22 protein-coding genes are annotated in these 21,153 nt (G+C 71.6%); 16 read left to right on the top strand and 6 right to left on the bottom strand.

Going from position 1 to position 21,153, the window contains the following annotated elements; translation table 11 throughout:
* Positions 1-36: 36 nt before the first annotated feature.
* The 4 genes from ACSHT8_RS05805 (at position 37) to ACSHT8_RS05790 (ending at position 2,482) form a co-directional block, all read left to right on the top strand.
* Entirely contained in the window at positions 37-516 is a 480-nt protein-coding gene (locus tag ACSHT8_RS05805; RefSeq protein ID WP_436498428.1) for a Scr1 family TA system antitoxin-like transcriptional regulator, read from the top strand.
* A gap of 218 nt (positions 517-734) precedes the next feature.
* Positions 735-905 (top strand): hypothetical protein, encoded by a 171-nt coding sequence (locus tag ACSHT8_RS05800; RefSeq protein WP_436498426.1) that lies wholly within the window; start codon positions 735-737, stop codon positions 903-905.
* Position 906: 1 nt separating this feature from the next.
* On the top strand, positions 907-1,881 hold the full coding sequence (locus ACSHT8_RS05795) for an ATP-grasp domain-containing protein (RefSeq protein ID WP_436498424.1): 975 nt from the start codon (positions 907-909) through the stop codon (positions 1,879-1,881).
* A 370-nt stretch (positions 1,882-2,251) separates the two neighbouring features.
* The gene (locus ACSHT8_RS05790) at positions 2,252-2,482 is read left to right on the top strand and encodes a dihydrofolate reductase family protein (protein ID WP_436498422.1); all 231 of its coding nucleotides are present in this window, start codon (positions 2,252-2,254) and stop codon (positions 2,480-2,482) included.
* A gap of 118 nt (positions 2,483-2,600) precedes the next feature.
* Here the strand turns inward: ACSHT8_RS05790 and ACSHT8_RS05785 are convergent, their stop codons facing one another.
* Positions 2,601-4,451, bottom strand: a complete 1,851-nt coding sequence (locus ACSHT8_RS05785; RefSeq protein WP_436498420.1) for a hypothetical protein — start codon at positions 4,449-4,451, stop codon at positions 2,601-2,603.
* A 594-nt stretch (positions 4,452-5,045) separates the two neighbouring features.
* On the opposite strand from ACSHT8_RS05785, the gene ACSHT8_RS05780 reads away from it, so the two are divergent.
* Positions 5,046-5,468 carry a hypothetical protein gene (locus tag ACSHT8_RS05780; RefSeq protein WP_436498418.1) on the top strand — a complete coding sequence of 141 codons (423 nt, stop codon included), beginning with the start codon at positions 5,046-5,048 and terminating at the stop codon, positions 5,466-5,468.
* A gap of 87 nt (positions 5,469-5,555) precedes the next feature.
* Entirely contained in the window at positions 5,556-5,753 is a 198-nt protein-coding gene (locus ACSHT8_RS05775; protein WP_436498416.1) for a hypothetical protein, read from the top strand.
* A 155-nt stretch (positions 5,754-5,908) separates the two neighbouring features.
* Here ACSHT8_RS05775 and ACSHT8_RS05770 read toward each other — a convergent pair whose 3' ends face one another.
* Together ACSHT8_RS05770 and ACSHT8_RS05765 are read right to left on the bottom strand one after the other, a co-directional pair.
* Entirely contained in the window at positions 5,909-6,664 is a 756-nt protein-coding gene (locus ACSHT8_RS05770) for a hypothetical protein (RefSeq protein ID WP_436498414.1), read from the bottom strand.
* Positions 6,661-7,578: an ABC transporter ATP-binding protein gene (locus tag ACSHT8_RS05765; protein WP_436498412.1), complete on the bottom strand. Its 918-nt coding sequence runs from the start codon at positions 7,576-7,578 to the stop codon at positions 6,661-6,663. Before ACSHT8_RS05765 ends, ACSHT8_RS05770 begins: the two co-directional genes overlap by 4 nt.
* A gap of 177 nt (positions 7,579-7,755) precedes the next feature.
* Between ACSHT8_RS05765 and ACSHT8_RS05760 the strand changes: the two genes are divergently transcribed.
* From ACSHT8_RS05760 to ACSHT8_RS05750, 3 genes are all read left to right on the top strand, one after another.
* A complete protein-coding gene (locus ACSHT8_RS05760; RefSeq protein WP_436498410.1) occupies positions 7,756-8,061 on the top strand; it encodes a BON domain-containing protein in 306 nt (101 codons plus the stop codon).
* Between the two features lie 119 nt (positions 8,062-8,180).
* Entirely contained in the window at positions 8,181-9,161 is a 981-nt protein-coding gene (locus tag ACSHT8_RS05755; protein WP_436498408.1) for an Acg family FMN-binding oxidoreductase, read from the top strand.
* A complete protein-coding gene (locus tag ACSHT8_RS05750) occupies positions 9,161-9,760 on the top strand; it encodes a CBS domain-containing protein (RefSeq protein ID WP_436498406.1) in 600 nt (199 codons plus the stop codon). Before ACSHT8_RS05755 ends, ACSHT8_RS05750 begins: the two co-directional genes overlap by 1 nt.
* A gap of 159 nt (positions 9,761-9,919) precedes the next feature.
* On the opposite strand, the gene ACSHT8_RS05745 is transcribed toward ACSHT8_RS05750, so the two are convergent.
* Positions 9,920-10,324, bottom strand: a complete 405-nt coding sequence (locus tag ACSHT8_RS05745) for a CBS domain-containing protein (protein WP_436498404.1) — start codon at positions 10,322-10,324, stop codon at positions 9,920-9,922.
* A gap of 182 nt (positions 10,325-10,506) precedes the next feature.
* Between ACSHT8_RS05745 and ACSHT8_RS05740 the strand changes: the two genes are divergently transcribed.
* Positions 10,507-11,151: a response regulator transcription factor gene (locus ACSHT8_RS05740; protein ID WP_436498402.1), complete on the top strand. Its 645-nt coding sequence runs from the start codon at positions 10,507-10,509 to the stop codon at positions 11,149-11,151.
* Positions 11,152-11,211: 60 nt separating this feature from the next.
* On the opposite strand, the gene ACSHT8_RS05735 is transcribed toward ACSHT8_RS05740, so the two are convergent.
* Both ACSHT8_RS05735 and ACSHT8_RS05730 read right to left on the bottom strand, forming a co-directional pair.
* Complete coding sequence (locus ACSHT8_RS05735) at positions 11,212-11,778, bottom strand: hypothetical protein (RefSeq protein WP_436498400.1); 567 nt, start codon at positions 11,776-11,778, stop codon at positions 11,212-11,214.
* 13 nt (positions 11,779-11,791) lie between these two features.
* Entirely contained in the window at positions 11,792-12,796 is a 1,005-nt protein-coding gene (locus ACSHT8_RS05730; protein WP_436498398.1) for an Acg family FMN-binding oxidoreductase, read from the bottom strand.
* Positions 12,797-13,001: 205 nt separating this feature from the next.
* On the opposite strand from ACSHT8_RS05730, the gene ACSHT8_RS05725 reads away from it, so the two are divergent.
* Genes ACSHT8_RS05725 through ACSHT8_RS05700 form a run of 6 tightly spaced genes read left to right on the top strand, consistent with a single transcriptional unit; the run spans position 13,002 to position 21,050 of the window.
* Complete coding sequence (locus ACSHT8_RS05725; RefSeq protein WP_436498396.1) at positions 13,002-13,229, top strand: three-helix bundle dimerization domain-containing protein; 228 nt, start codon at positions 13,002-13,004, stop codon at positions 13,227-13,229.
* Positions 13,222-13,452: a hypothetical protein gene (locus ACSHT8_RS05720; protein WP_436498394.1), complete on the top strand. Its 231-nt coding sequence runs from the start codon at positions 13,222-13,224 to the stop codon at positions 13,450-13,452. The genes ACSHT8_RS05725 and ACSHT8_RS05720 overlap by 8 nt, the downstream gene beginning before the upstream one ends.
* Before the next feature lie 45 nt (positions 13,453-13,497).
* Complete coding sequence (locus ACSHT8_RS05715; RefSeq protein ID WP_436498392.1) at positions 13,498-14,379, top strand: universal stress protein; 882 nt, start codon at positions 13,498-13,500, stop codon at positions 14,377-14,379.
* A gap of 2 nt (positions 14,380-14,381) precedes the next feature.
* Positions 14,382-17,033 carry a bifunctional acetate--CoA ligase family protein/GNAT family N-acetyltransferase gene (locus ACSHT8_RS05710; protein WP_436498390.1) on the top strand — a complete coding sequence of 884 codons (2,652 nt, stop codon included), beginning with the start codon at positions 14,382-14,384 and terminating at the stop codon, positions 17,031-17,033.
* Between the two features lie 13 nt (positions 17,034-17,046).
* A complete protein-coding gene (locus tag ACSHT8_RS05705; protein ID WP_436498388.1) occupies positions 17,047-19,626 on the top strand; it encodes a cation-translocating P-type ATPase in 2,580 nt (859 codons plus the stop codon).
* Positions 19,623-21,050, top strand: coding sequence for an MBL fold metallo-hydrolase RNA specificity domain-containing protein (locus tag ACSHT8_RS05700; protein WP_436498387.1), 1,428 nt, complete (start codon positions 19,623-19,625; stop codon positions 21,048-21,050). Before ACSHT8_RS05705 ends, ACSHT8_RS05700 begins: the two co-directional genes overlap by 4 nt.
* The last annotated feature ends 103 nt before the right edge of the window (positions 21,051-21,153 follow it).

The raw sequence follows: 21,153 nt of genomic DNA, 5'->3' as shown, positions 1-21,153 counted from the left end.
TCGAACCGCGGCCCGCTCGGCGTACGCTCACAGAGCATGGCGGGATCACGGATCGTCTCGGTGGAGTTGTACGGCGTTCCCGAGATCGCCCAGTCCGCCGACTACGCCGGCTACGTCACCAATGCGGCCGGAGCCGATCTGCTCGACCGGATCCGCCGCCAGTCGGTGCTCTACGACGCCACCGCGCGGGTCGAGATCCTGATTGGCGAGTCCGCGCTGCGCTCGCGGGCCTGCCCGCGCCCGGTCATGCGTGGCCAGAACGCCCGGCTCGCGGCACTCACCGAACTGCGGCACGTTCGGCTCGGCGTCCTGCCCCGACACGTCGACCTGCCGACGATCACCCTGCACGGCTACACGATCGTCGACGACACGGTGTTGGCGACGATCGACCAGTCCGTGATCACCGTTGCCGACGCGGGCGGCGTGGCGGTGTACGAGCGGCTGACGAAGACACTGTGGACATCGGCGATCCAGGGCGACCAGGCGCGGGCGTTGCTGCGCAAGGCGGCCCGCTGAGCCACGGGCAGCGCGACAAGCGCTCGACACTGCCCCAAACGGATGATTGTGGATGACATGGGGTCGGACGGCCCTACTCCGCCGCGATGCGCTGTCGCTTCATCACTGACAGTGGGCGCGCACGGTGCCCGTGATGAAGGGCGGAGACCATGACCTTCAAGCTAGGCGACCCTGTTCCGAAGAAGAGGGAAGTCAATCGCGCGGCACCACCTGTCGTCATGGTCGTGCAGCCTGACTCGTTCATCAAGATGGAGAGCCCGGAAGACCTGCGCGCCTGGGAGAACGCGGTCCGTCAGACCACCGGCGTCAAGATCGACGCCGCCAACCTCGCCGGTACCGCGTGCGAGACCTGTTCGGCGGGCTGCACGGATGACTGCGGCATGATGTGAGGTGATCCTCACCGTCACGATCAGGGACGACTTCCACACCATCGCCGTCCAGCACGCGGCGCGTGGCCGCGGGATCACCGACTTCCACATCGTCGAGTGCGACCGTGTCAGTGGACGGCCAAGTGTCACCTGGCGCTCGCATCCCACGCCGTCGGCGAGCGTGTTGACAGCCGACGGCGTCACCCTGCCGCTGGACGACGCGTCCGTCCTCTGGTGGCGTCGCGTTCGCGCCGACCAGGACGTCGCCGATCACGCCGCTGACGACCACCAGCGCAGACTCGTCAACAACGACTGCCGGGGCGGGCTCGCCGGTGCGCTCGCCTCCGGCTTCCACGGCCGGTGGGTCTCCACGCCGGAGGCCACCGACCGCGCCGCCGACAAGCTCTACCAACTCGCCGTCGCGGCCACGTCGGGCTTCCGGGTGCCGCGAACCCTGGTCACCCAGTCACGCGACGATGTGGTCGCGTTCGTCCGCTCGGTAGGGAGGGTGATCGTCAAACCCGTCGTGGGCGCGGCCGGACCGCTCATGTTCACCCGATTCATGGACGATCCCGAATCGATTCCCGAACAATCGTTCGCGGTCTGCCCGGCGATCTACCAGGAATACATCCCCGGCAGCCACCACATCCGTCTCAACTGCTTCGGCGAGAACATGTACGCCGCCCTCATCGAGACCGACGAGCTCGACTGGCGACCCAATCTGAACGTCCCGATCACCCGTTGGACTGTCCCCGAGGAAACCGCCGAGCTGGTCACCCGCGTACTACGCCACCTTGGTCTGCGCATGGGCGTCATCGACCTCAAACTCACTCCGCGAGGAGAACCTGTGTGGCTGGAGGTGAATCCGCAGGGGCAGTTCCTCTTCCTCGAACCCCTCATCGGCGAGCCGCTCACCCACCACTTCCTCGACTTCCTCCTCGCCGAACAAGCCGCGAACGGCATCGGGAAGCCGCTCGCCGTGGAGTCGACAACTTAGGCGCGGACCACGTGAAGGGCTACGCCGCGGAGTTTCTCGCTGGTCTCCTCAAGTTCGCGTTCGGTCGCTCAGCCCCTCGATGAGGCGCAAGTACACCGGCGTCGCCTCGGTGAGGACGTCGAGCCCGGCCAGGGTCAGCCCGGCATCGATGGCGCGGGGGTCCGGCTTCCGGTGGACCCAACCGCGACCCCTGCAGTCGGCCGACCGCGAGAGACAAACAGCTGGTACTCCAGGACCCTCGCGACTCAGGTACCACGCCCGTCCAAAGAGGACGTCGACGCGGCGGCAGCCGTGTTACGACGCGCTGCGGCGCAGCGCCTGATCTGATGTGATCGCCCGGACGCGGATGTCGTGTACCGGTACGACTGCGTTGGCTGCGGGCGACCGCGACGTCCGCAGCGCGGGCGGAGGCGCGACGGTCCTGGAGTACGTGAACGCCTGCCTGATCGATGAGTTCACGATCTCGCTGTCGCCCATGCTGTTCGGCACTGGCGTACGCCTGTTCGACGGCGTGGACGCGAGCCGCGTGGCCCTGGAGCCGATCCGTGCGCAGCCCTCGCCAAGGGCGACGCACCTGACCTACGCAGTCCGGAAGCGGTAGATGGGAGATCCCACGGGAATGGCCGCCACTGGTCGGTGGCGGCCTTCCCTGCGATCGCGCAAACCATGTCTGGCCTCAAGCCCAGGCCATTTTCGCCTTGCAGGTCAACACGCGGCTGTCAGTCGTCGTCGCTGAACGAACCTCCGTAGATGCTGGAACCGCCGAAGCTGGGCGGGCACTGGTTGTTCGGGCCGGGTCGTAGCGCGGTCGAGTGGGTCGCGGGCAACTCGCTCGCCGACGCGCGGTCTCGCGGCCGGTCGGCCACGACCGGCGCCGCCTCGCCTGCCAGCACGTCCTCGACGAATGCCTGCCGGTAGGCGTTGATGGCCGGGCAGACCGCGCCGTCGCGCATGTCGTTCCACACCGCCGTGGCCGCGTCATTGGTGGCCACCACGTAGTTGTAGTCGCCGAGGAATTCCGAGGTCAGGCCGTTGGCGCTGGCGGCACGCCCGTCGCCGTCCGGGCCGCGAAGCACCGTCGTCCACGGGCCGATGACGCCGCCGGCGATCTGGGCGTGCCGCACGACCCCGAGCACCCGCCGGGGGGACGTGGTCTCGGTGCGCCACGGGTCCAGCCATGCGTTGTAGACCAGCCAGGCGTCCGTGCCGTCCGGCGAGATGGCGATGGCCGGGAAGTTGGCCCGGTCGGCGCCGTCGTTGGCGTCCATGACACCGGAGAAGGTGTCACCGCCCGTGGTCGAGGAGATGACGTACGCCCGCTCCTGGTTCGTGCCTGCCCGGTCGTCGGACCAGGTGACCAGGATCTGGTCAGTCGCGTCCTCTCCGGACGGAGCGCCGTTGGCGATGTCGATGCTCGGGAAGGTGTTGGTGCGCGCACCGGCGATGCCGTCGATGGTGAACCGTCCCTGTGCCGGGTCGAACTGGCCGATGCCCTCGACCGCGACGATGGGCCGGGCCCGCTCGAAGTTGGCGCCGCCGTTGAACGACCGCGCCAGGAAAAAGACGCCCTGCCCGGACGGGATGGACGACCCTTCCCAGATCACGTAGACAACGCCCGCACTGTCGGTGCGGATCGCGCAGCCCTGCCGCCCGCCGGTCTGGCTGTTGTTCGTCGCCTCACTCAGCTGCCGCACGGTCCAGGTGTCGCCGCCGTCGGTCGACCGCGAGAACAGCACCGGCTCGGACCCGGCGGTGCCGCGGAAGCCGACGTCGCAGACGTAGACGTTGCCGAAATGCGAGCTGGTCTCGGCGTTGTCGGCCCACAACTGTTCCTTGTCGCTGAACAGGGCCGAGTTCTGCCGGGTGACTACCACCGGGTCCGACCACGCGGCGTCGTTCCCGGCGATGGCACCGGCGAGGTCGAGCGTGTGCGACACCGCGATCGCGCCCGCGCCCTTGAAGCCCGGATTGCCGGGGAACGGGGTGGCGATGTTCGCGTAGTACAGCCGCTGCCCGTTCGCCCAGGAGAAGTCGCCGTTCGCATCCGGTGCCGGACCGAAGACCAGCTCCGGGTCGCCGTTGGAGACCATCCCATTGTCGTCGTAGTGCGGCAGCGTGCCGATCGGTCCAGCCGGGTCGGGCACGCACCCGGTGTCACCGGCCGGCGGCTGACCCACCGCGACGTCGGGCTGGCCGAGGCAACTCGGCGTCACCCGTGCCGAGTAGCCCGTGTAGGTCGGCTGCGTCCACGAGACGCCGCCGTTGGTCGAGAACTGGACCCCCGACAGGCCCACACCCGGTGTGAAGGGGCAGGTGCGGTCGTCACCGGCGTTGCAGGCTTCCATGTCGATGTTGTCGTTGGCGCCTGCCGCCAGGATCAGCGGGTTGACCGGGTTGACCGCGACCCCCGGCTCGTTCTGCTTGTTCTGCGAGAACAGGTTGTCGTTGCTGCCGACGGTGACCTCTGTCGAGCCGCCCGGCGTGATGGGGACGGCCGCCGCGACGGTCGGTGTCAGCAGACTGGCGGGGAGGATCAGGACTGCGGCGAAGACTGCCGAAAAGGATCGCATACCGAACTCCTCGAGTCGCTTTGCGAGGATTTGTCCTTTCGGCAACTCTCGTCCTCGGCCGACGCCGTGGCAAGAGCCGATCGACCCTGCTACGCGCTCGTCGTGCCGTCAACTGTCCTTGACCGCGGTGAGCGCTTCCGAGACCGGCCGAACTTGGACTTCGTCGGGGCGCCGCGGACTGATGGTGCGGCCGAGGACTCCGCGACGGTTTCGCCTGGGTGTCGTGAAATGATCCGGCCCTGCGCCGAGACGGGCGGCGGGCCTCGGCACCGAGCACGTTGGTGCGTTCCGAAGCGGGGCCTGAATCGTCACCAACGGAATGCCTATAAAGGACCCCAATCGGTGCCCGCGTCATATACTGTTCCACTGGAACCGCGTGAGCCTCAACTTCCGCGATCGGCTTCGAGTTCGCTCACCCGAAGGAGCGAAGCCTCCATCAACCTCAAACAGCAACCGGCATCATGACGACCATGACCACCACCTGGGCCGTCGTCCGCGCGCAGCCGACCGGGACCGCGACATCGCGAGGATGCCGGCCAAATTGGGCATCCCGAGCTCTTGGTCGGGGCCAGCCGCCTGGCCCATCGCGACTACTTGATCGAAGAAGTCGAAGGCGTCGAGAGCAAGGACAAGGAATCCGAGCTGGACTCGGTGGTGAGCGGCCAGGAAGTCCACCACTTCTCCTCCTACGCCACCAGCGGCGAGCCCAGGAACGTAGCGTTCGGCCCGACACGAATCCGCGCGACTATATTCGCGCCGCCGACTCAATACTTGGCAACGGTTGGGCCTGAACATCGGAACAGTTTCCGCATGGGATTTGTTCCGACAAGGTCATGGCTGCACGAACTGATTCTCGACCGAGGAACGGGGCGACACCAGGATCCGCTAGATCCGGCCGTTCCAGTTCTGGCCGGCGTGTGTCGAAAGTTCTCGAGCGAACTCGGACCCTTTCGACTCATTCACGACCACTCAAAGGTCATGTCGTCGCGTGGCTCGGTGCCGATGAGGTTGGTGTAGTGCTTGGCCGGCAGGTGGGCGACCAGCGCGGATGGGTCGTCCCGGCGACGGTGGAGAGCCGGTGGCGGGTGGGCAGGACCGCCAGTGGTGTTGGGTCACCGTGTCGCGGTCGCGGGCAGCGGGAATGCGAGCGGCGATCAACCGCTCCTGCACCTGACTGGGCCGCCAGCCATCCTCACCGACGCGGCTCACAACGCCATGATGGCCGGGCGGCCAGCCCGCGAACAGGTCGAGCAGGCGGTTGCCGACCTGTTCGCGGGCTGTGCGCTCGATGAGATCTCGTGAGTCGACCAAGGTCGAGGTGCTGGCATGCGCCCTCCAGGTCGCCGTGGGACGGTCACCGCGTGGTTGGCGCCATGGTCGGGCGAGCCCAAGACCCCTGGAGGATGTGAAGGGTCCACATCCTCCAGGGGGCAGACTCGACCTGGTCACTCGTGGGACTAGGCGTCGCGCTTGTTGGCGGTGATCAGGGCGATGGTGAGGATGGTCGCGGCGAAGGCGGCGAAGAGGGCGAGGGCCGTCCAGGGGGAGATGGTTATGTGGGCGGGCGGGCCGAACTGCGGTGTCGGCCCGTCGGACGGGTCTGCCTCGCCGGTGAGGAAGTGGTTGGCGAGGGTGAAGGGCAGCCACTTGTAGACATCGGCGCCGACGTTGGGGATGAGGGAGACGAGGCCCTCGACGAGGCGGGTGTAGATGAGCAGCAAGGCGATGGCGCCCGCGGAGTGGCGGATGATGACGCCGACGGCGACGGAGATGACGGCGGCGATGGCGTAGACGAGGCCCACTCCGGCTACGGTGCGCCACTCGAACGCGGTGTCGATGGTCAGGTCGACCGGCGACATGGCGGTGGACAGGGCCCAGGAGCCGAACCCGGCGAGTTCGCCGATGATCCCGGCGAGCAGTGCGACGACCGTCGTCTTGGCGAGCAGGGCGGCGGTGCGGTTGGGGATGGCTTGGAACGTCGCGCGGATCGTGGAGAAGCGGTACTCGGTGGTGACGGCGAGGGTGGCCATGACCATGACCACGGTCAGCCCGAATCCGGCGCCGAACTGGGTGGCCGCCACGCTGGCCGCGTCGGCGTCGGTGCCGGTGATCAGTGCGGCGACGCCTACGGTCACGGCCAGGGCGATGAGGGTGCACCACCAGGGGGAGCGGGTGGTGAGGAGCTTGACGCGTTCGACGGCGAGCAGGGTCATGACGTCACCTTTTCGAGGGTCGTGCGGTAGTCGACGGAGTCGCCGGTGAGGTGGAGGAAGGCATCCTCGAGGGAGCCGTGCCGGGGGCTGAGTTCGTGGACGGGGATTCCCGCGCGGGCGGCGAGGTCGCCGATCGCCGCACTGTCCATTCCGGACACGATCAGGCTGTCGCCGTCGTCGTGGGTGGTGGCGCCCGCGGCGTTCAGCGCGGTGTGCAGGGCCTGTCGGTCGGGGGTACGGACGCGCACGCTGTTGCTGGTCGCGTTCGCGACGAGGTCCTCGGTGGAGTTCTGGGAGATGAGCTTGCCGCGGCCGATGACCACGAGTTCCTGCGCGGTGAGCGCCATCTCCGAAAGCAGGTGGCTGGAGACGAAGACCGTGCGGCCCTCCTCCGCGAGGCGGTGCATGAAGCGGCGGATCCAGAGGATGCCCTCGGGGTCGAGGCCGTTGACCGGCTCGTCGAACAGCAGCACCTGCGGGTCGCCGAGCAGCGCGGCGGCGATGCCCAGGCGCTGGGACATGCCGAGCGAGAAGCCGCCCGCGCGCTTGTTGGCCACCGACGTCAGGCCGACGATCTCCAGGACCTCGTCGACGCGCTTGGGCGAGATCTTGTTGGACTTGGCCATCCACTGCAGGTGCGCCCGCGCGGAGCGGTTGGGGTGCACCCACTTGGCGTCGAGCAGGGCGCCGACGGTGCGCAGCGGGTGGCGCAGGTCGCGGTAGCGGTTGCCGTCGATCAGGGCGCGGCCCGCGGTGGGGGCGTCGAGGCCGAGGATCATCCGCATGGTGGTGGACTTGCCCGAGCCGTTCGGGCCGACGAAGCCGGTGACCCGGCCCGCGGGCACGGTGAAGGTCAGGTCGTCGACGGCCAGGGTCCGGCCGTAGCGCTTGGTGAGGCCGATTGCCTCGATCATTGTCGCTCCCAGTGTCGATGGCCACGCTGTTCGAGTCGATCTTGCGGCGCGGCCAGGGTCCGCTGCCGCGGTCTTTGGTCGCGTCGGGCCAGGGACCTTGCGACGCGTCAAGTGGTGCCGATCCGCCCGCGACGCCGCGCCCGGCCCGTCGACACAGTTCAGGTGGAGGTGGTTGTGATGACCGTGCGAGACAGGATCGACAGCGTTCCCGCGCCGCGGACCGAGTCCGACCCGGTCGACTTGGGTGCGGTGGTGCGGCGCGCGCTGGCGGAGGTGCCGCTGGTGGACACGTCCCAGGTGCGGGCTGGGATCGACGGTGACGTCGTGCTGCTCGTGGGCCGGGTCGAGTGGAGCAGCCAGGCGCGCGCGGTGGGGGAGTGGATCCGCAGGGTGCCAGGTGTGCGGGAGGTGCGCGACCGGATCGGCTACGTCTACAACGACGTCGACGACCGCCGTATTCGCGGCATCGGCCTGTTCGGCTGACCCGGGACCTTGGGCCCGCCCGGGGACTCGAAGGTCCCCGTCGAGTGGAGTCGCCCGTCCGCAGCCAACGAGCGGGCGGCGGCGCGAAGGTGGACGCAGACAACGAGTAGGAGCCGACCATGGACGTCCACACCGAACCTCTGCGAACCGCGTTGCTGGCGGGCGTGCGCGCGCCGTCGCCGCACAACACCCAGCCGTGGGTGTTCGAGGTGGGCGCCGACCGGGTGGATGTGCTGCTCGACCGCGACCGGGTGCTGCGCGCCGCCGACCCTGACGGGCACGAGGCGCGGTTGTCGTGTGGCGCGGCGGTGTTCAACATCCGCCTGTCGCTGATGGCCGCGGGACGGGCGGCGGTGGTGCGGCTGCTGCCGGACCCGGCGCGGCCCGAGGTGGTGGCGTCGGTGCGGGTGGCGGGTGCCCGCGCGGTGACCCCCGCCGACCAGCGGCTGGCGGCGGTGATCGCGCGCAGGCACACCAACCGCAGGCCGTTCCTGGACACCCCGGTCCCCGACTACGCCAAGGCCGAGCTGATGCGGGCCGCGCAGACCGAGAACGCCGCGCTGCGGCTGGTGGAACGTCCTGCCGAGGTCGACGCCCTGGCCGCGCTGATCCGCCGCGGCGAGCACCTGCAGGCGCAGGACCCGGTGTACCAGGCCGAGTTGCGCCGCTGGGTGCACGGCATCGCCGAGCGGGGCGACGGGGTGCGCCTGTCCGCGATCGGACCGGCCCCCGAGGACGCGTCGCTGATCGTGCTGCGGCAGTTCGCCGAGGAACACACGCCTGCGCGGCCGTTCGAGCAGCAGCCGCTGCTGGCCGTGCTGACCACGCCGGGTGACCATCCGATGGACCAGGTGCAGGCGGGCCAAGCGATGCAGCGGGTGCTGCTGACGGCCACCGAGCTTGGTCTGTGCACGTCGTTCCTGTCGCAGCCCATCGAGATCCCCGCGCTGCGCTCGGCTTTGCGCGGGCTGCTCGGCGCGGGCAGGCCGCACACGGTCCTGCGGCTGGGCTACGGCTACGCGGGGGTCCCCGCCCCGCGCCGCGCGCTGACCGAGGTCGTCCGGCCGATGCCCGCCGACGAGCTGGTCGGCGGTGCGTGATGCGTGCCCGCGACATCATGACGACGCCGGTGGTCACGGTCAGCGCGACCACCGAGGTGGCCAAGGCGGCGACGCTGATGGCCGACAACAGGTTCAGCGCGCTGCCCGTCGTCGACGCGGCGGGCACGCTGGTCGGCATCGTGACCGAGTACGACCTGGTGCGCGGCCGGTTCGCCGAGTCATCCGAGCGGACCGCCGTTCGGGCGGTCGCCGACGTGATGACCGCGCCCGCGGAGGGCTTGCTGTCGGGCACGCCGGTTGCGGAGGTCGCGCGGGCGATGGTCGACCGCAAGCGGCGGTGCGTGCCGGTCGTCGACGGCGGCGGCCGGGTGGTCGGCGTGGTGACCCGCCGCGACCTGGTTCGTCTGCTGTCGCGGTCCGATGTGGACATAGCGATCGACGTGCGCGCGGCGCTCACCGTGTTCGGCGGCCGGAGCCGGTGGACCGTGCGGGTCGCCGACGGGGTGGCCGCGGTGATCGACCGGTTCGACGACTCGTCGGACTGGGAAGTGGCCAGAGCACTCGCCGAGTCCGTCTCCGGTGTCGTGCGGGCCTCGGTCCACAGCGGACACGCCGGTGACGTGGACGAGATGTCGTGACCGTGACATCGCAGTAGGAGGGGCAGACAGACAGTCAGTCAGGTCGAGACGCCCGCTGCCCCGACCACGCCCCGCATTTCAGTCGTTGGCGTGCGCGCGACCGACTCGGCGCTGCACGCCGCCGCGGTTGGTCCACGCCTGGCCCGGCGGAGGGCGGTGTCAGGCCGCGGCGACCGCGGCGAGCAGGTCGGTCACGGTCACGATGCCCACCAGCGTCCCGTGGTCGATGACGACCGCCGCGTCGACGTTCTGGGCGACCATGCGGGCGGCGGCCTCGCCCACCGTCGCGGTCGCCTCGACACACGGGTACCTAGACGAGGTCACGATGGCGCCCACGGTCGAGGCGGTCCGATGGTCGTCGGTCGACCACAGCCGCCAGAGCAGGTCGGTCTCGTGGACCGTGCCCAGGTAGCGGCCGTCTCGCACGACCGGCAGGTGCCGGACGTGGGCGGCGACCATCATGCGCAGCGCGACCTCCAGCGGCGCGTCGGGCACGATGCCGACCACGTCGCGGGTCATCACGGAGCGGACGGGCTGGTCGGTGATGGCGTCGTGGGTTCGCATGAGTCCGACGCTAGGTGCGGGTACCCGGGTACGACACAGCCATCGGGCCCCGGTCGACACCGCCTTCCGGCAGGGGCACAGTGGACGAGACACCAGGACTTTGGTCCCACCCGCACCGGGTCGCTCGCCTGCGGACCCCGCACGCGCACGGCCCGTAGTGTCGACCGCGACTGAGGAGGCACGTGATGATTCGGATCTTCCTGGTGGACGACCACGAGATCGTCCGCAGAGGGATCGCCGACCTGTTCGAGGACGAGACCGACCTGGAGGTCGTCGGCCACGCGGCGTCGGTCGCCGAGGCGCTGACCAGGATCCCCGGCAGCGAGGCCGACGTCGCGGTCCTCGACGTGCGGCTGCCCGACGGCAACGGCGTCGAGCTGTGCCGGGAGCTGCTGTCGCGGGTGCCGGACCTGCGCTGCCTGATGCTCACGTCCTACGCCGACGACGAGGCGCTCTTCGACGCGATCATGGCCGGTGCCTCCGGGTTCGTGCTCAAGCAGGTCCTCGGCTCCGACCTCACCGCCGCGGTCCGCACCGTCGGCGCGGGCGGCTCGCTGCTCGACCCGCGCACCACCACCGCCCTGCTCGACCGCATCCGCCGCGAACGCTCCCAGGACGACCCGCTGGCGGTCCTGACCGAGCAGGAGCGCATCGTGTTCGACCTCATCGGCGAGGGCCTGACCAACCGCCAGATCGGCGAACGCATGTTCCTCGCCGAGAAGACCGTCAAGAACTACGTCTCCCACCTGCTGGCCAAGCTGCAGATCCAGCGCCGCACCCAGGCGGCGGTGCTGGCCACCGAGCTGAAGTCCCAGGGCAAGGCCTAGCGACCATACGCGGAGGCCCGTCGTCACGGTGGTGACGGCGGGCCTCCGCGTGTGGTCGCGTCAGCGCAGCCAGGGTGAGCGGGTCGTGGCGGCGATCCGGCGGCCCAGGCCCCAGGTGTCACCCGCGTTGGTGACCACGAAGATGATCAGCAGTGCCGCGTAGACGAGGTGGTAGTCGAGGACCGGGTTGGTCGAGCGGGTGGCCTCGCCCGCGTCGGTGAAGCGGGCGAGGGGCCACTCGGCGGCCCACATGAGCAGCATCATGGCCGTCCCGGCGATGGCGGCGACCCGCAGGCCGACGCCGAGCACCAAGGCGAGGCCGACACCGAGGAGGCCCGCCATGAACAGCCAGTCGGCCCAGGCCTGTCCGGCCCAGGAGCGGAACATCGAGCCGAGCGGCCCGTGGTCGATCCCACCGAGGAAGCCCTTGGTCGGGGAGCCGCCGTTGATCCACGCGCCCGCGGACTTGGTGGCATAGCCCAGGCCGAACAGCTTGTCGGCGAACGCCCAGAGGAACACCAGCCCCAACCCGATGCGGGTGGCGGCGAGGACCCGCCCGACGGTCTCGTCGGCGGCCTCGGGGGCGACGGCTCGGGTACCCGGACGGGTGACGTGATCGATGGACATCGGATTCCTCCTGTTACTTGTCGCGTGCCGGGGCGATCCCGGGCAGGTACGCGGTGAATTCCTCGAGGTGCCTGCGTCTGCTGCGGGGCAGCGGCGCCGCGGCGGCGGGCAGCCAGCCGACGCGCAGGACGAGTTGGGGGACGGCGGTCCGGTCGAGCACCGCTTCGCCGACCATGGCGGCGGTCTCGGCCGATTCGAGCGGCTGGGACAGCGGGCAGGTGGCCAGGCCGAGTTCGGTCGCGGTGAGCAGGATGGCGCTGGCCGCTTCGCCCGCGCGCAGCCGGGACAGGGTGTCGTCGGCCGCGGTGGCGAGCACGATCAGCTCGCCGGCGTCGGTGTCCTCGGGGTCCACTGTGGACGGGGTCAGGGTGCCCGCGTCGAAGGCGCGCATCGTGGTGTCGCCGTGCACTGTGCCCCTTGGGGCCGCGCTGACGGCCTGAACCCCGTCGAGGTCGCTGCGGCCGCGGCCGCTCCACAGCGCGGTCTCGGCGGTGTCGTCGACGCGGTCGGCGGCCAGCGCGAGTGCGGTGGTGAGGCGGTGTCTGCGTATCGGGTCGGTCACCGGCACCGCGAGGACGCCCTCGTTGCCCGCCCGCTCGACGAACAGGTCGAGGTGCCCGGCGGGCACCGGCCACGACGAGAAGCGGCGCCGGTCGGTCTGGCGGCGGGCGATCGCGGTGGTCATGGCGATGTCGCCGTCGTTGGGCGGAGCCGGATACGGCTCGATACTGGCCAGATGGTCGGGGTCGGCCGGATTGGGCAGCCGGTGCACCCGCGTCGCCCAGCCGAGCCCGGCGAAGGCCACGCGCAGGTGGTGCAGTGCCGCGCCGCAGCTGACGATCAGGTCGCGGCCGTCGGGGTCGGTGGCGTGCAAGTGCCTGGTCCAGTCGGCCATCAGGTGCACCGAGTAACCGCCGATCAGCCAGCGCCACGGTTGGGTGTTGTGGACCGACGGCGCGCGGGCGGCGAGCGCGATCGCGCTGCGCACTGTCGCGTCGTCGGGCTTGCCTGCACTCATCGAGCCACCTCCTGGGTCGGTCACGCCATAGACGCTGGCCGATCGACGCGCCCGTCAGCAGAGTCGAAGGTGCGTGCCGACCGGGGACCTTGGCTTCCCGCGCGTCCCGACCGGGTCGAAGGTCCCGGCGCCACGGTGTCCAGTCGCTCTGGTCGGTGATCCCGGCGCGGCGTTTCCTGGAGGCAGCACAGCGGAGGTGACCGATATGACCACCCAGCGCGAGATCGGCGGCGTCGTGGTGGAGCACGAGCTGGCGTCGGTCGTCCGACGGCTGGTCGAGCGGTTCCCCCACCGGTCCGAAGCCGAGATCCGGGACGTCGTGATGGCGGTCTACCACCGGATCTCCGCTGGGGCCACGGTGCGGGCGCACCTGCTCCCGTTGACCCTCAACCGTTCCACGGCGGAACTGATGAAGAAGGCCGGAGATGACTGAAGCGCAGAAGCGTCACCTGGCCGCCCGCGCGGTGGCCGCGAACGCCGCCGACGCGGCCGAACTCGCCGAGCTGCTCGGAATGCTGGGGCTGACCGCGCAGGAGGGCTTGGCCGTCAGTGAGCCCGAACCCGCCCCGCCACGCAGGCGTCGCCGATCGGTCGCGCAGCGGGAAGCCGCGCGGACTCTGTCGTCGACGCTGCTGTCGGCGGCCACGGGCCACTGAGGCCCGGACTATCCATAAAGGACAACCGGAGTCGGAAGGAACATCATGACCATGCCGGAGCGCGCCATCCTGGTCGGCGTAGACGGATCCTCCTCCTCGGTCCGTGCCGCGAGGTGGGCGGCGGCGGAAGCCGCGCGGCGCAAGCTGCCGCTGCACATCGTGGCGGTCTTCACCTGGCCGGTCACCGGCTACCCCGAGGCACTGGTCGCCTCCCACCAGCTGCACGAGGCGCTGCGGACCAACGCCCACGACTGGGTGCGGCAGGCCAGGGACGCGGTGCTCGACGACGCTCCCGCGATCACCGACGAGGTGGTCCCTGGCTACGCGCCCACGGTGCTGCTGGCCAGGGCGAAGCGGGCGAGCATGGTGGTGGTCGGCTCCCGCGGGCTCGGCGGGTTCAGCGGGCTGCTGCTCGGCTCGACCGCGGTCGCGCTGGCCGCGCACGCCGCGTGCCCGGTCGCCGTGGTGCGCGGTGAGGGCGAGTTCGACAGCGGTCCGGTGGTGGTCGGTGTCGACGGCTCGCCGCTGAGTGAGCGCGCCATCGCGTTCGCGTTCGAGGAGGCGTCCGCCCGCGGCGCGGAGCTGCGCGCGGTGCTCGCCTGGAGCGACTGGCCGATCGAGGTCATGCTGGAGAAAGGCTACGGCTCGCTGTACCTCGACACCTACGTCGACGAGGCGGAGGAACTGCTGGCCCAGCGGCTGGCGGGCTGGAGCGAGAAGTACCCCGACGTCGTGGTCACCCGTGAGGTCGCCCGCTCCGGCGCGGCCAGGCTGCTGCTCAAGCAGGCCCAGGACGCGCAGCTCGTGGTCGTCGGCAGCCGTGGCCGCGGCGGATTCGCGGGGCTGACCATGGGCTCGACCAGCCAGGCACTGATCCACCACGCGCCGTGCCCGGTCGTCGTGCTGCGCGGACAGGACACCGACTGATCATGGGTGTCGACACTGGTGCGCGGTCGCTGCTGGTCGACGGCTCGGTGGTGGCCATCCGGCGGATCGAGCCCGCCGACCACGACGCGGTCGACGGGCTGCACAGGCAGTTGCCGCCGCTGGACCGCTACCGCCGGTTCTTCACGCTGTCCGACGTCAACGCCGACATGTACACCGCGAGCATCACCGGCTCCGACGACAGCCGCCCCGCGGTCGGCGCGTTCGCCGACGGCAGGCTCATCGGCGTGGCCAGCTACGTGGCCGAGCCGGGCGACGACGTGGCCGAGTTCGCGATGTCGGTGGTCCACGAGCAGAACCTCCAGGGCGTGGGCACGCTGCTGCTGGAGGAACTGGTCTCCATCGGTCGCCTCGCGGGTTTGCGCGCCCTCTCCGCGGACGTGCTGGTGGAGAACACGCCGATGCTGCGGCTGATCGACCAGCTCGGCCTCGCCGTCGGCAGGCGCCGGGTCGGCGAGGTCGTCGAGGTCGAGATCCAGCTCGACGACGTCGCTGCCTACCGGCGCGCGGTCCTCGGCCGCGAGCACGTCGCGGATGTCGCCAGCCTGCGCGCGGTGCTGCGGCCGACCTCGGTCGCGGTGGTGGGCGCCGGGCGGCGGCCGGAGTCGATCGGCCACGCGCTGTTGTCCAACATCGTGAAAGGCGGGTTCGAGGGTGCTCTGCACGCGGTGAATCCCCACGCCCGCACGGTCGCGGGGGTGCCATGCGTGCCCGCGGTGGCGGACCTTCCGGACGCGCCGGACCTGGCGGTGCTGTGCGTCCCGGCGCGGGCTGTCGCCGCCGTCGCGAGGGAGTGCGGGGAACGTGGGGCCAAGGCGCTGCTGGTGGTGACCGCGGGGCTGTCCGCCGAGGACGCCGCGACGCTGCGCGAGGTGGTGCGCGAGTTCGGGATGCGCATGGTCGGACCGAACTGCCTGGGTGTCTACGCCAGCGAGCCGGGCGTGCGGCTCAACGCCACCTTCGCCCGCAACCGGTCCCGGCCGGGGTCGGTGGGGGTGGTGACCCAGTCCGGGGGCGTGGCGATCGCGCTGTTCGACACCCTCGACCGCCTGGGTCTCGGCGTGTCCACCCTGGTGTCCACTGGGGACAAGTACGACGTGAGCGGCAACGACCTGCTGCAGTGGTGGTCGGCCGACGACCGGACCAAGGCGGCTGTGCTCTACCTGGAGTCGTTCGGCAACCCGCGCAAGTTCTCCGCGCTGTGCCGCGAGGTGGCGCGGACCAAGCCGGTGCTGGCCGTGCGCCCGCCCGGGTCGGCGGCGGCCCAGCGGGCCGCCAGTTCCCACACCGCGGCCCTCGCTACGCCGTCGGTCACCGCGGACGCGCTGTTCCGCCAGGCCGGGGTCACCGTGGTGGACCGGCTCGCCGAGCTCCCGGAGACGCTGGCGGCGCTGGTCGACCAGCCGGTGCCCGCGGGCGGCCGGGTGGCGGTGATCAGCAACGCGGGTGGCGCGGGGGTGCTGGCCGCCGACGCGGTGTCGCGCGCCGGGCTCACCCTTCCGGCGCTGTCGGCGGACACCGATCGCGCCTTGCGGGCGTGCCTGTCCGCCCAGTCCACTGTGGCCAACCCGGTGGACACCGGCGCGGTCGTGACGGACGCCGTGTTCGCCGAGTGTGTCGCCGCGCTGCTGGCCGACCCCGCGATCGATGCGGTGGTCGCCATCGCCGCGCCGACCGCGCTGTCCGATCCGATCGCCGTGATCGCCGACTCGGGCCACCTGGCGCACCGGCACGGCACCCCGCTCCTGGCTGTCCACTTGGGGCAGACCGAGGGCGTCGTGCGGCTCAACGGCGACACCGCGCACCCCGTGGCCTGCTACGCGGATCCGGCCGCCGCGGCCGCCGCGCTGGGCCGGGCGGTCCAACGCGCGCGGTGGCTGAACCGGCCCGGCGAGCGGGCGGAAGTGCCCGGGTTCGACGCGGCGGAGGCGGCCCGACTGATCCGCGCCGACCTGGCCCGGCGGCCCGGCGGGGGCTGGCTGGACCCGGAGGCGGTCGTGCGGGTGCTGGGGTCGGTCGGCGTGCCGATCGTGCCCGGCGTGGTCGTGACCAGCGCCGACGACGCGGTCGCCGAGGCCGTCCGGATCGGTGGCCCGGTCGCGCTCAAGGCCGTCGCCACCGGCCTGCTGCACAAGAACTCCGGCGGCGGGGTGCTGCTCGGCCGCTACGGCGAACCTGAGGTGCGCGCCGGATACACCGAGCTGGCCGACCGGTTCGGCGACCGGCTGACCGGTGTGTTCGTCCAGGCCATGGCCGACACCGCCGGGGTCGAGCTGCTCGTCGGGGTGAAGGGCGACCCGATGTTCGGCCCGCTGGTCGTCTTCGGCCTCGGCGGTGTCGACACCGACCTGATCGCTGACCGCGCCGCCCGACTCGCCCCGGTCACCGCTGGCGACCTCGACGAACTGGTGCACGGCCTGCGCGGCTCGGCCGCCATCGCCGCCAGGATCGACCAGACCGCGGTGCGCGACGTGGTGGCGAGGATCGGCCTGCTGGCCGAGGCGGTGCCCGAGATCGCCGAACTCGATGTCAACCCGCTCATCGCGACACCGCATGGCTGCCTCGCCGTCGACGCCCGCGTCCGGGTCGCACCCGCGCGGCGGTTCGACCCGCTGCTGCGGCATCTGCGGCTGTAGAGGGGCCATCGACATGCGGACCGAGTTGGAGCCCCGCCGTGGGCTGAGCGCGGCGGAGGCCGCCCGCAGACTGAGCGAGGACGGGCCCAACCTGCTTCCGGCACCGCGCCCGCCGCATCCGGCCCGGCTGCTCGCCGCCCAGCTGGCGCACTTCTTCGCGGTGATGCTGTGGGTCGCGGCCGCGCTGGCCTGGGTCGCCGGGATGCCCGAGTTGGCCGCCGCGATCGCCGTGGTGGTCGTGGTGAACGGGGTGTTCTCCTTCGCCCAGGAGTACCGGGCCGACCGGGCAGCGCGGCGGCTGCGCGACCTGTTGCCGGTGCGGGCGTCGGTGCGCCGCGACGGCCGCACGGTGGTGGTGAGCGCGGTGGACCTCGTGCGCGGCGACCTGGTGCTGCTGGCGGCGGGCGACCGGGTGTGCGCGGACCTGGCCGTCGTCGAGAGCTCGGGATTCTCCGTCGACGAGTCGCTGCTCACCGGTGAGAGCGCGCTGGTCAGGCCGGAACCCGGCGGGCGCGTCTTCGCGGGCACCTACGCCGTCGAAGGATTCTGCGCCGCGGAGGTCGTCGCCACGGGCGCGCACACCAGGCTCGCGGGCATCGCGGCGGTCACCGCGAGCGCGGTTCGCCCGCGCAGCCCGCTCGCGGTCCAGCTGCACCGGGTGGTGCGGGCCGTCGCCGTGGCGGCGGTCGCGGTCGGCGCGGTGTTCTTCGCCGCGGCGATGCTGCTGGGCCTGCCCACCGCCGAGGCGTTCCTGTTCGCTGTCGGGGTGACCGTCGCCCTGGTCCCCGAGGGGCTGCTGCCGACGGTGACGCTGTCGCTGGCGAGGGCCGCCCAGCAGATGGCGGGCCGCAACGCGCTGGTGCGCAGGCTCGAGTCGGTGGAGACGCTCGGCTCGACGACGTTCATCTGCACCGACAAGACCGGCACCCTGACCCGCAACGAGATGACCGCGGTGCGGGTGTGGACCCCGGACGGCGAGGTATCGGTCGACGGTGCCGGATACGGGCCGGAGGCCGAGGTCACCGGCCCGGCCGCCGCGCTCGCCGCGCTGCCGTCGGTGGCCGACAGCGCGGCCAGGTGCGCGCCGGACGCGCACGCGGTCAACCGGTCCGGCCGCTGGCACCCCGTCGGGGATCCGATGGAGGTCGCGCTGCGGGTGCTGGCCGAGCGCGCGGGCCGCGCTTCGCCGCCGGTACCGACGGCACGGCACGCCTTCGACCCGCGCAGGCGGCGCTCATCGGTCGTCGACGCCGACGGCGTGCACGTCGTCGGCGCGCCGGACTCGGTGTTCCCGCGCTGCGCCGCGGTGTCCCACGCCGCGGAGGAGGCACTGGACCGGCTCAGCCGGGACGGGCTGCGGGTGCTGGCCGTGGCGGTGCGCGCGGAGGTCCGGGACACCGACGCGGCGTCGTCCGAGGCCGCCGAGAGTGACCTGGTCCTGCTCGGCCTGGTCGCCTTGGCGGACCCGCCCCGCCCGGACGTCGCCGAGGCCGTCGCGGCTTGCCGGACCGCGGGGATCAGCCTCGCCATGATCACCGGCGACCACCCGGGCACCGCCCGCGCGATCGCCGTGCAGGTGGGGCTGGCCGCGCCGGAGCCGGTGGTGGTCACCGGAGCCGAGCTGCCTGCCGACGACACAGCGCTGGGCGAGCTGCTCGACCAGGACGGAATCGTGGTCGCCAGGGTCGCCCCCGAGGACAAGCTGCGCATCGCCCGCGCGCTGCAGGCTCGTGGGCACGTCGTGGCGATGACCGGCGACGGCGTCAACGACGGCCCCGCGCTGCGCGCCGCCGACATCGGCGTGGCGATGGGCGCGTCGGGCACCGACGTGGCCAGGGAGGCCGCCGACCTGGTGCTGCTCGACGACCACTTCGGCACCATCGTCGCCGCGGTCGAGCTGGGCAGGGCCACTTTCACCAACATTCGCCGCTTCCTGACCTACCACCTGACCGACAACGTCGCCGAGCTCACCCCGTTCGTGGTGTGGGCGCTGTCCGGCGGGCAGATCCCCTTGGCCATCACCGTCCTGCAGGTGCTCGCCCTCGACATCGGCACCGACCTGCTCCCGGCGCTGGCCCTCGGCGCCGAGCCCGCCAACGCGCGCACGCTGCGCGGCAGGCTCCGCACCGGTTCGCTGGTCGACCGAACCGTGCTGCGCCGGGCTTTCGCGGTCCTCGGACCGGCCGAGGCGCTGACCGCGATGGCCGCGTTCCTGGTCGTGCTGCTGGCGGGCGGCTGGACCTTCGGCGCCGAGCCGGGGCCGGAGCTGCTGGCGGCGGCGTCCGGGACGGCGTTCACCGCGATCGTCCTCGGCCAGCTCGCCAACGCCTTCGCCTGCCGCAGTGAGACCCGGTGGATCGGCCGTGTCGGCGTGCGCGGCAACCCCCTGCTACTGCTCGCGGTGGGCGTGGAGCTGGCGCTCCTGATCGTGTTCCTGACTGTTCCGCCGCTGCCCGGACTGCTCGGCGGCGGCCTGCCCACCGCGTTGGGCTGGTGCGTCGCCGCCGCGGCGGTACCCGCCGTCCTGTTCGCCGACGCGGGCGCCAAAGCGCTGCGTGCCCGTTCCCTCATCCGACAGAAGGACTCCTCATGACCACGACCAGAGGTTCGCTCTCCGACAGCACCGTGAGCGCCGAGGCCGCCACCGTGTCCACAGTCGACTTCCTGGGTGGCGTGGGCACGGTGACCGGCAGCAAGTTCCTCGTCTCGACCGACCGGTCCTCGGTACTGGTCGACTGCGGCCTGTTCCAAGGGCTGTCGACACTGCGCAAGCGCAACTGGCAGCGCCCGCCCATCGACATCGAGAGCCTGGACGCGGTGGTGCTGACCCACGCCCACCTCGACCACTGCGGCTACCTGCCCGTGCTCGTGCGGGCCGGGTGGCGCGGCCCGGTGTACGCGACCCCCGGGACAGCCGCGCTCGCCGCCATCGTGCTGCGCGACAGCGCGCACCTGATGATGGAGGAAGCCGCCCACGCCAACAGCCACGGCTGGTCCAAGCACCGGCCCGCGCTGCCGCTCTACGACGACCGCGACGCCGCCGCGGCGATCTCCAGGCTCCGCGTGCTCGACTTCGACACCCCGCGGACAATCGCCCCCGGCAACGACCTCGACTTCGGCATGGCCGGGCACATCCTGGGCTCGGCGTGGGCGCGGCTGCGCATCGGCGGGCGGACCGCGGTGTTCACCGGCGACCTCGGCCGCCCGGTGCACCGCCTGCTGCGCCCACCGGCACCCCGCCCGGAGTGCGACGTCCTGGTCATGGAGTCGACCTACGGTGCCCGCGACCACCACGACGAAGGCGTCGCGGACCGGCTGGCCGACGTGGTCAACAGCACCATCGAGCGCGGCGGGAGCGTGCTGATCCCGGCCTTCGCCGTCGACCGGACCGAGGTCCTGCTCATAGAACTGGCCCGGCTCATGCGCGCGGGCGCGATCCCGCCGGTTCCGGTGCTGGTCGACAGCCCGATGGCGTTGGCGTCGCTGGCGGTCTACCGCCGCGCTATCGCCCAGCGCTGGCCCGAGATCCGGCCCGACCTGCTCGACGACGACCCGTTCGCGCTGCCGCACCTGCGCGAGCTGCACACGGTGGAGGAGTCGATGGAGGCCAACCAGCCGCGGCTGCCCTCGATCGTCATCTCCGCGTCCGGCATGGCCACCGGCGGCCGGGTCCTGCACCACCTGCGCTACCTGCTGCCCGACAACCGCAACACCGTCGTGGTCGTCGGGTTCGCCGCCATGGGCACCCGCGCGCGCCAACTCGTCTCCGGCGCGCGCGAGGTGAAGATCCACGGCCGCTACGTGCCGGTGCGGGCGCAGGTCGTGTCGCTGGACGGGTTCAGCGCCCACGCCGACGCCGACGAACTGGTCGCCTGGGCGCGGGGGACCACCCCGCCGCGCACGACCTTCCTCGTGCACGGGGAGCAGTCGGTGTCGGAACGCCTGGCCGACCGGCTCGGCGGCGAACCGGGCTGGACCGCCGTAGTCCCGCGCGACGGCGAGCACGTGGTGATCTGACCCGCCGCGGGACCAACTGACCGCCGCGCACCGCCCTTGGTCCCTCGTCCCGACCGTGTCGCCGGTGGTGGGCTCGAGGCAGACATCCTTAAGGAGCTGACTG

The sequence above is a fragment of the Actinokineospora sp. HUAS TT18 genome, assembly GCF_051364635.1.
GTDB lineage: Bacteria > Actinomycetota > Actinomycetes > Mycobacteriales > Pseudonocardiaceae > Actinokineospora.
This window is presented reverse-complemented; position numbering and strand designations above follow the sequence as displayed.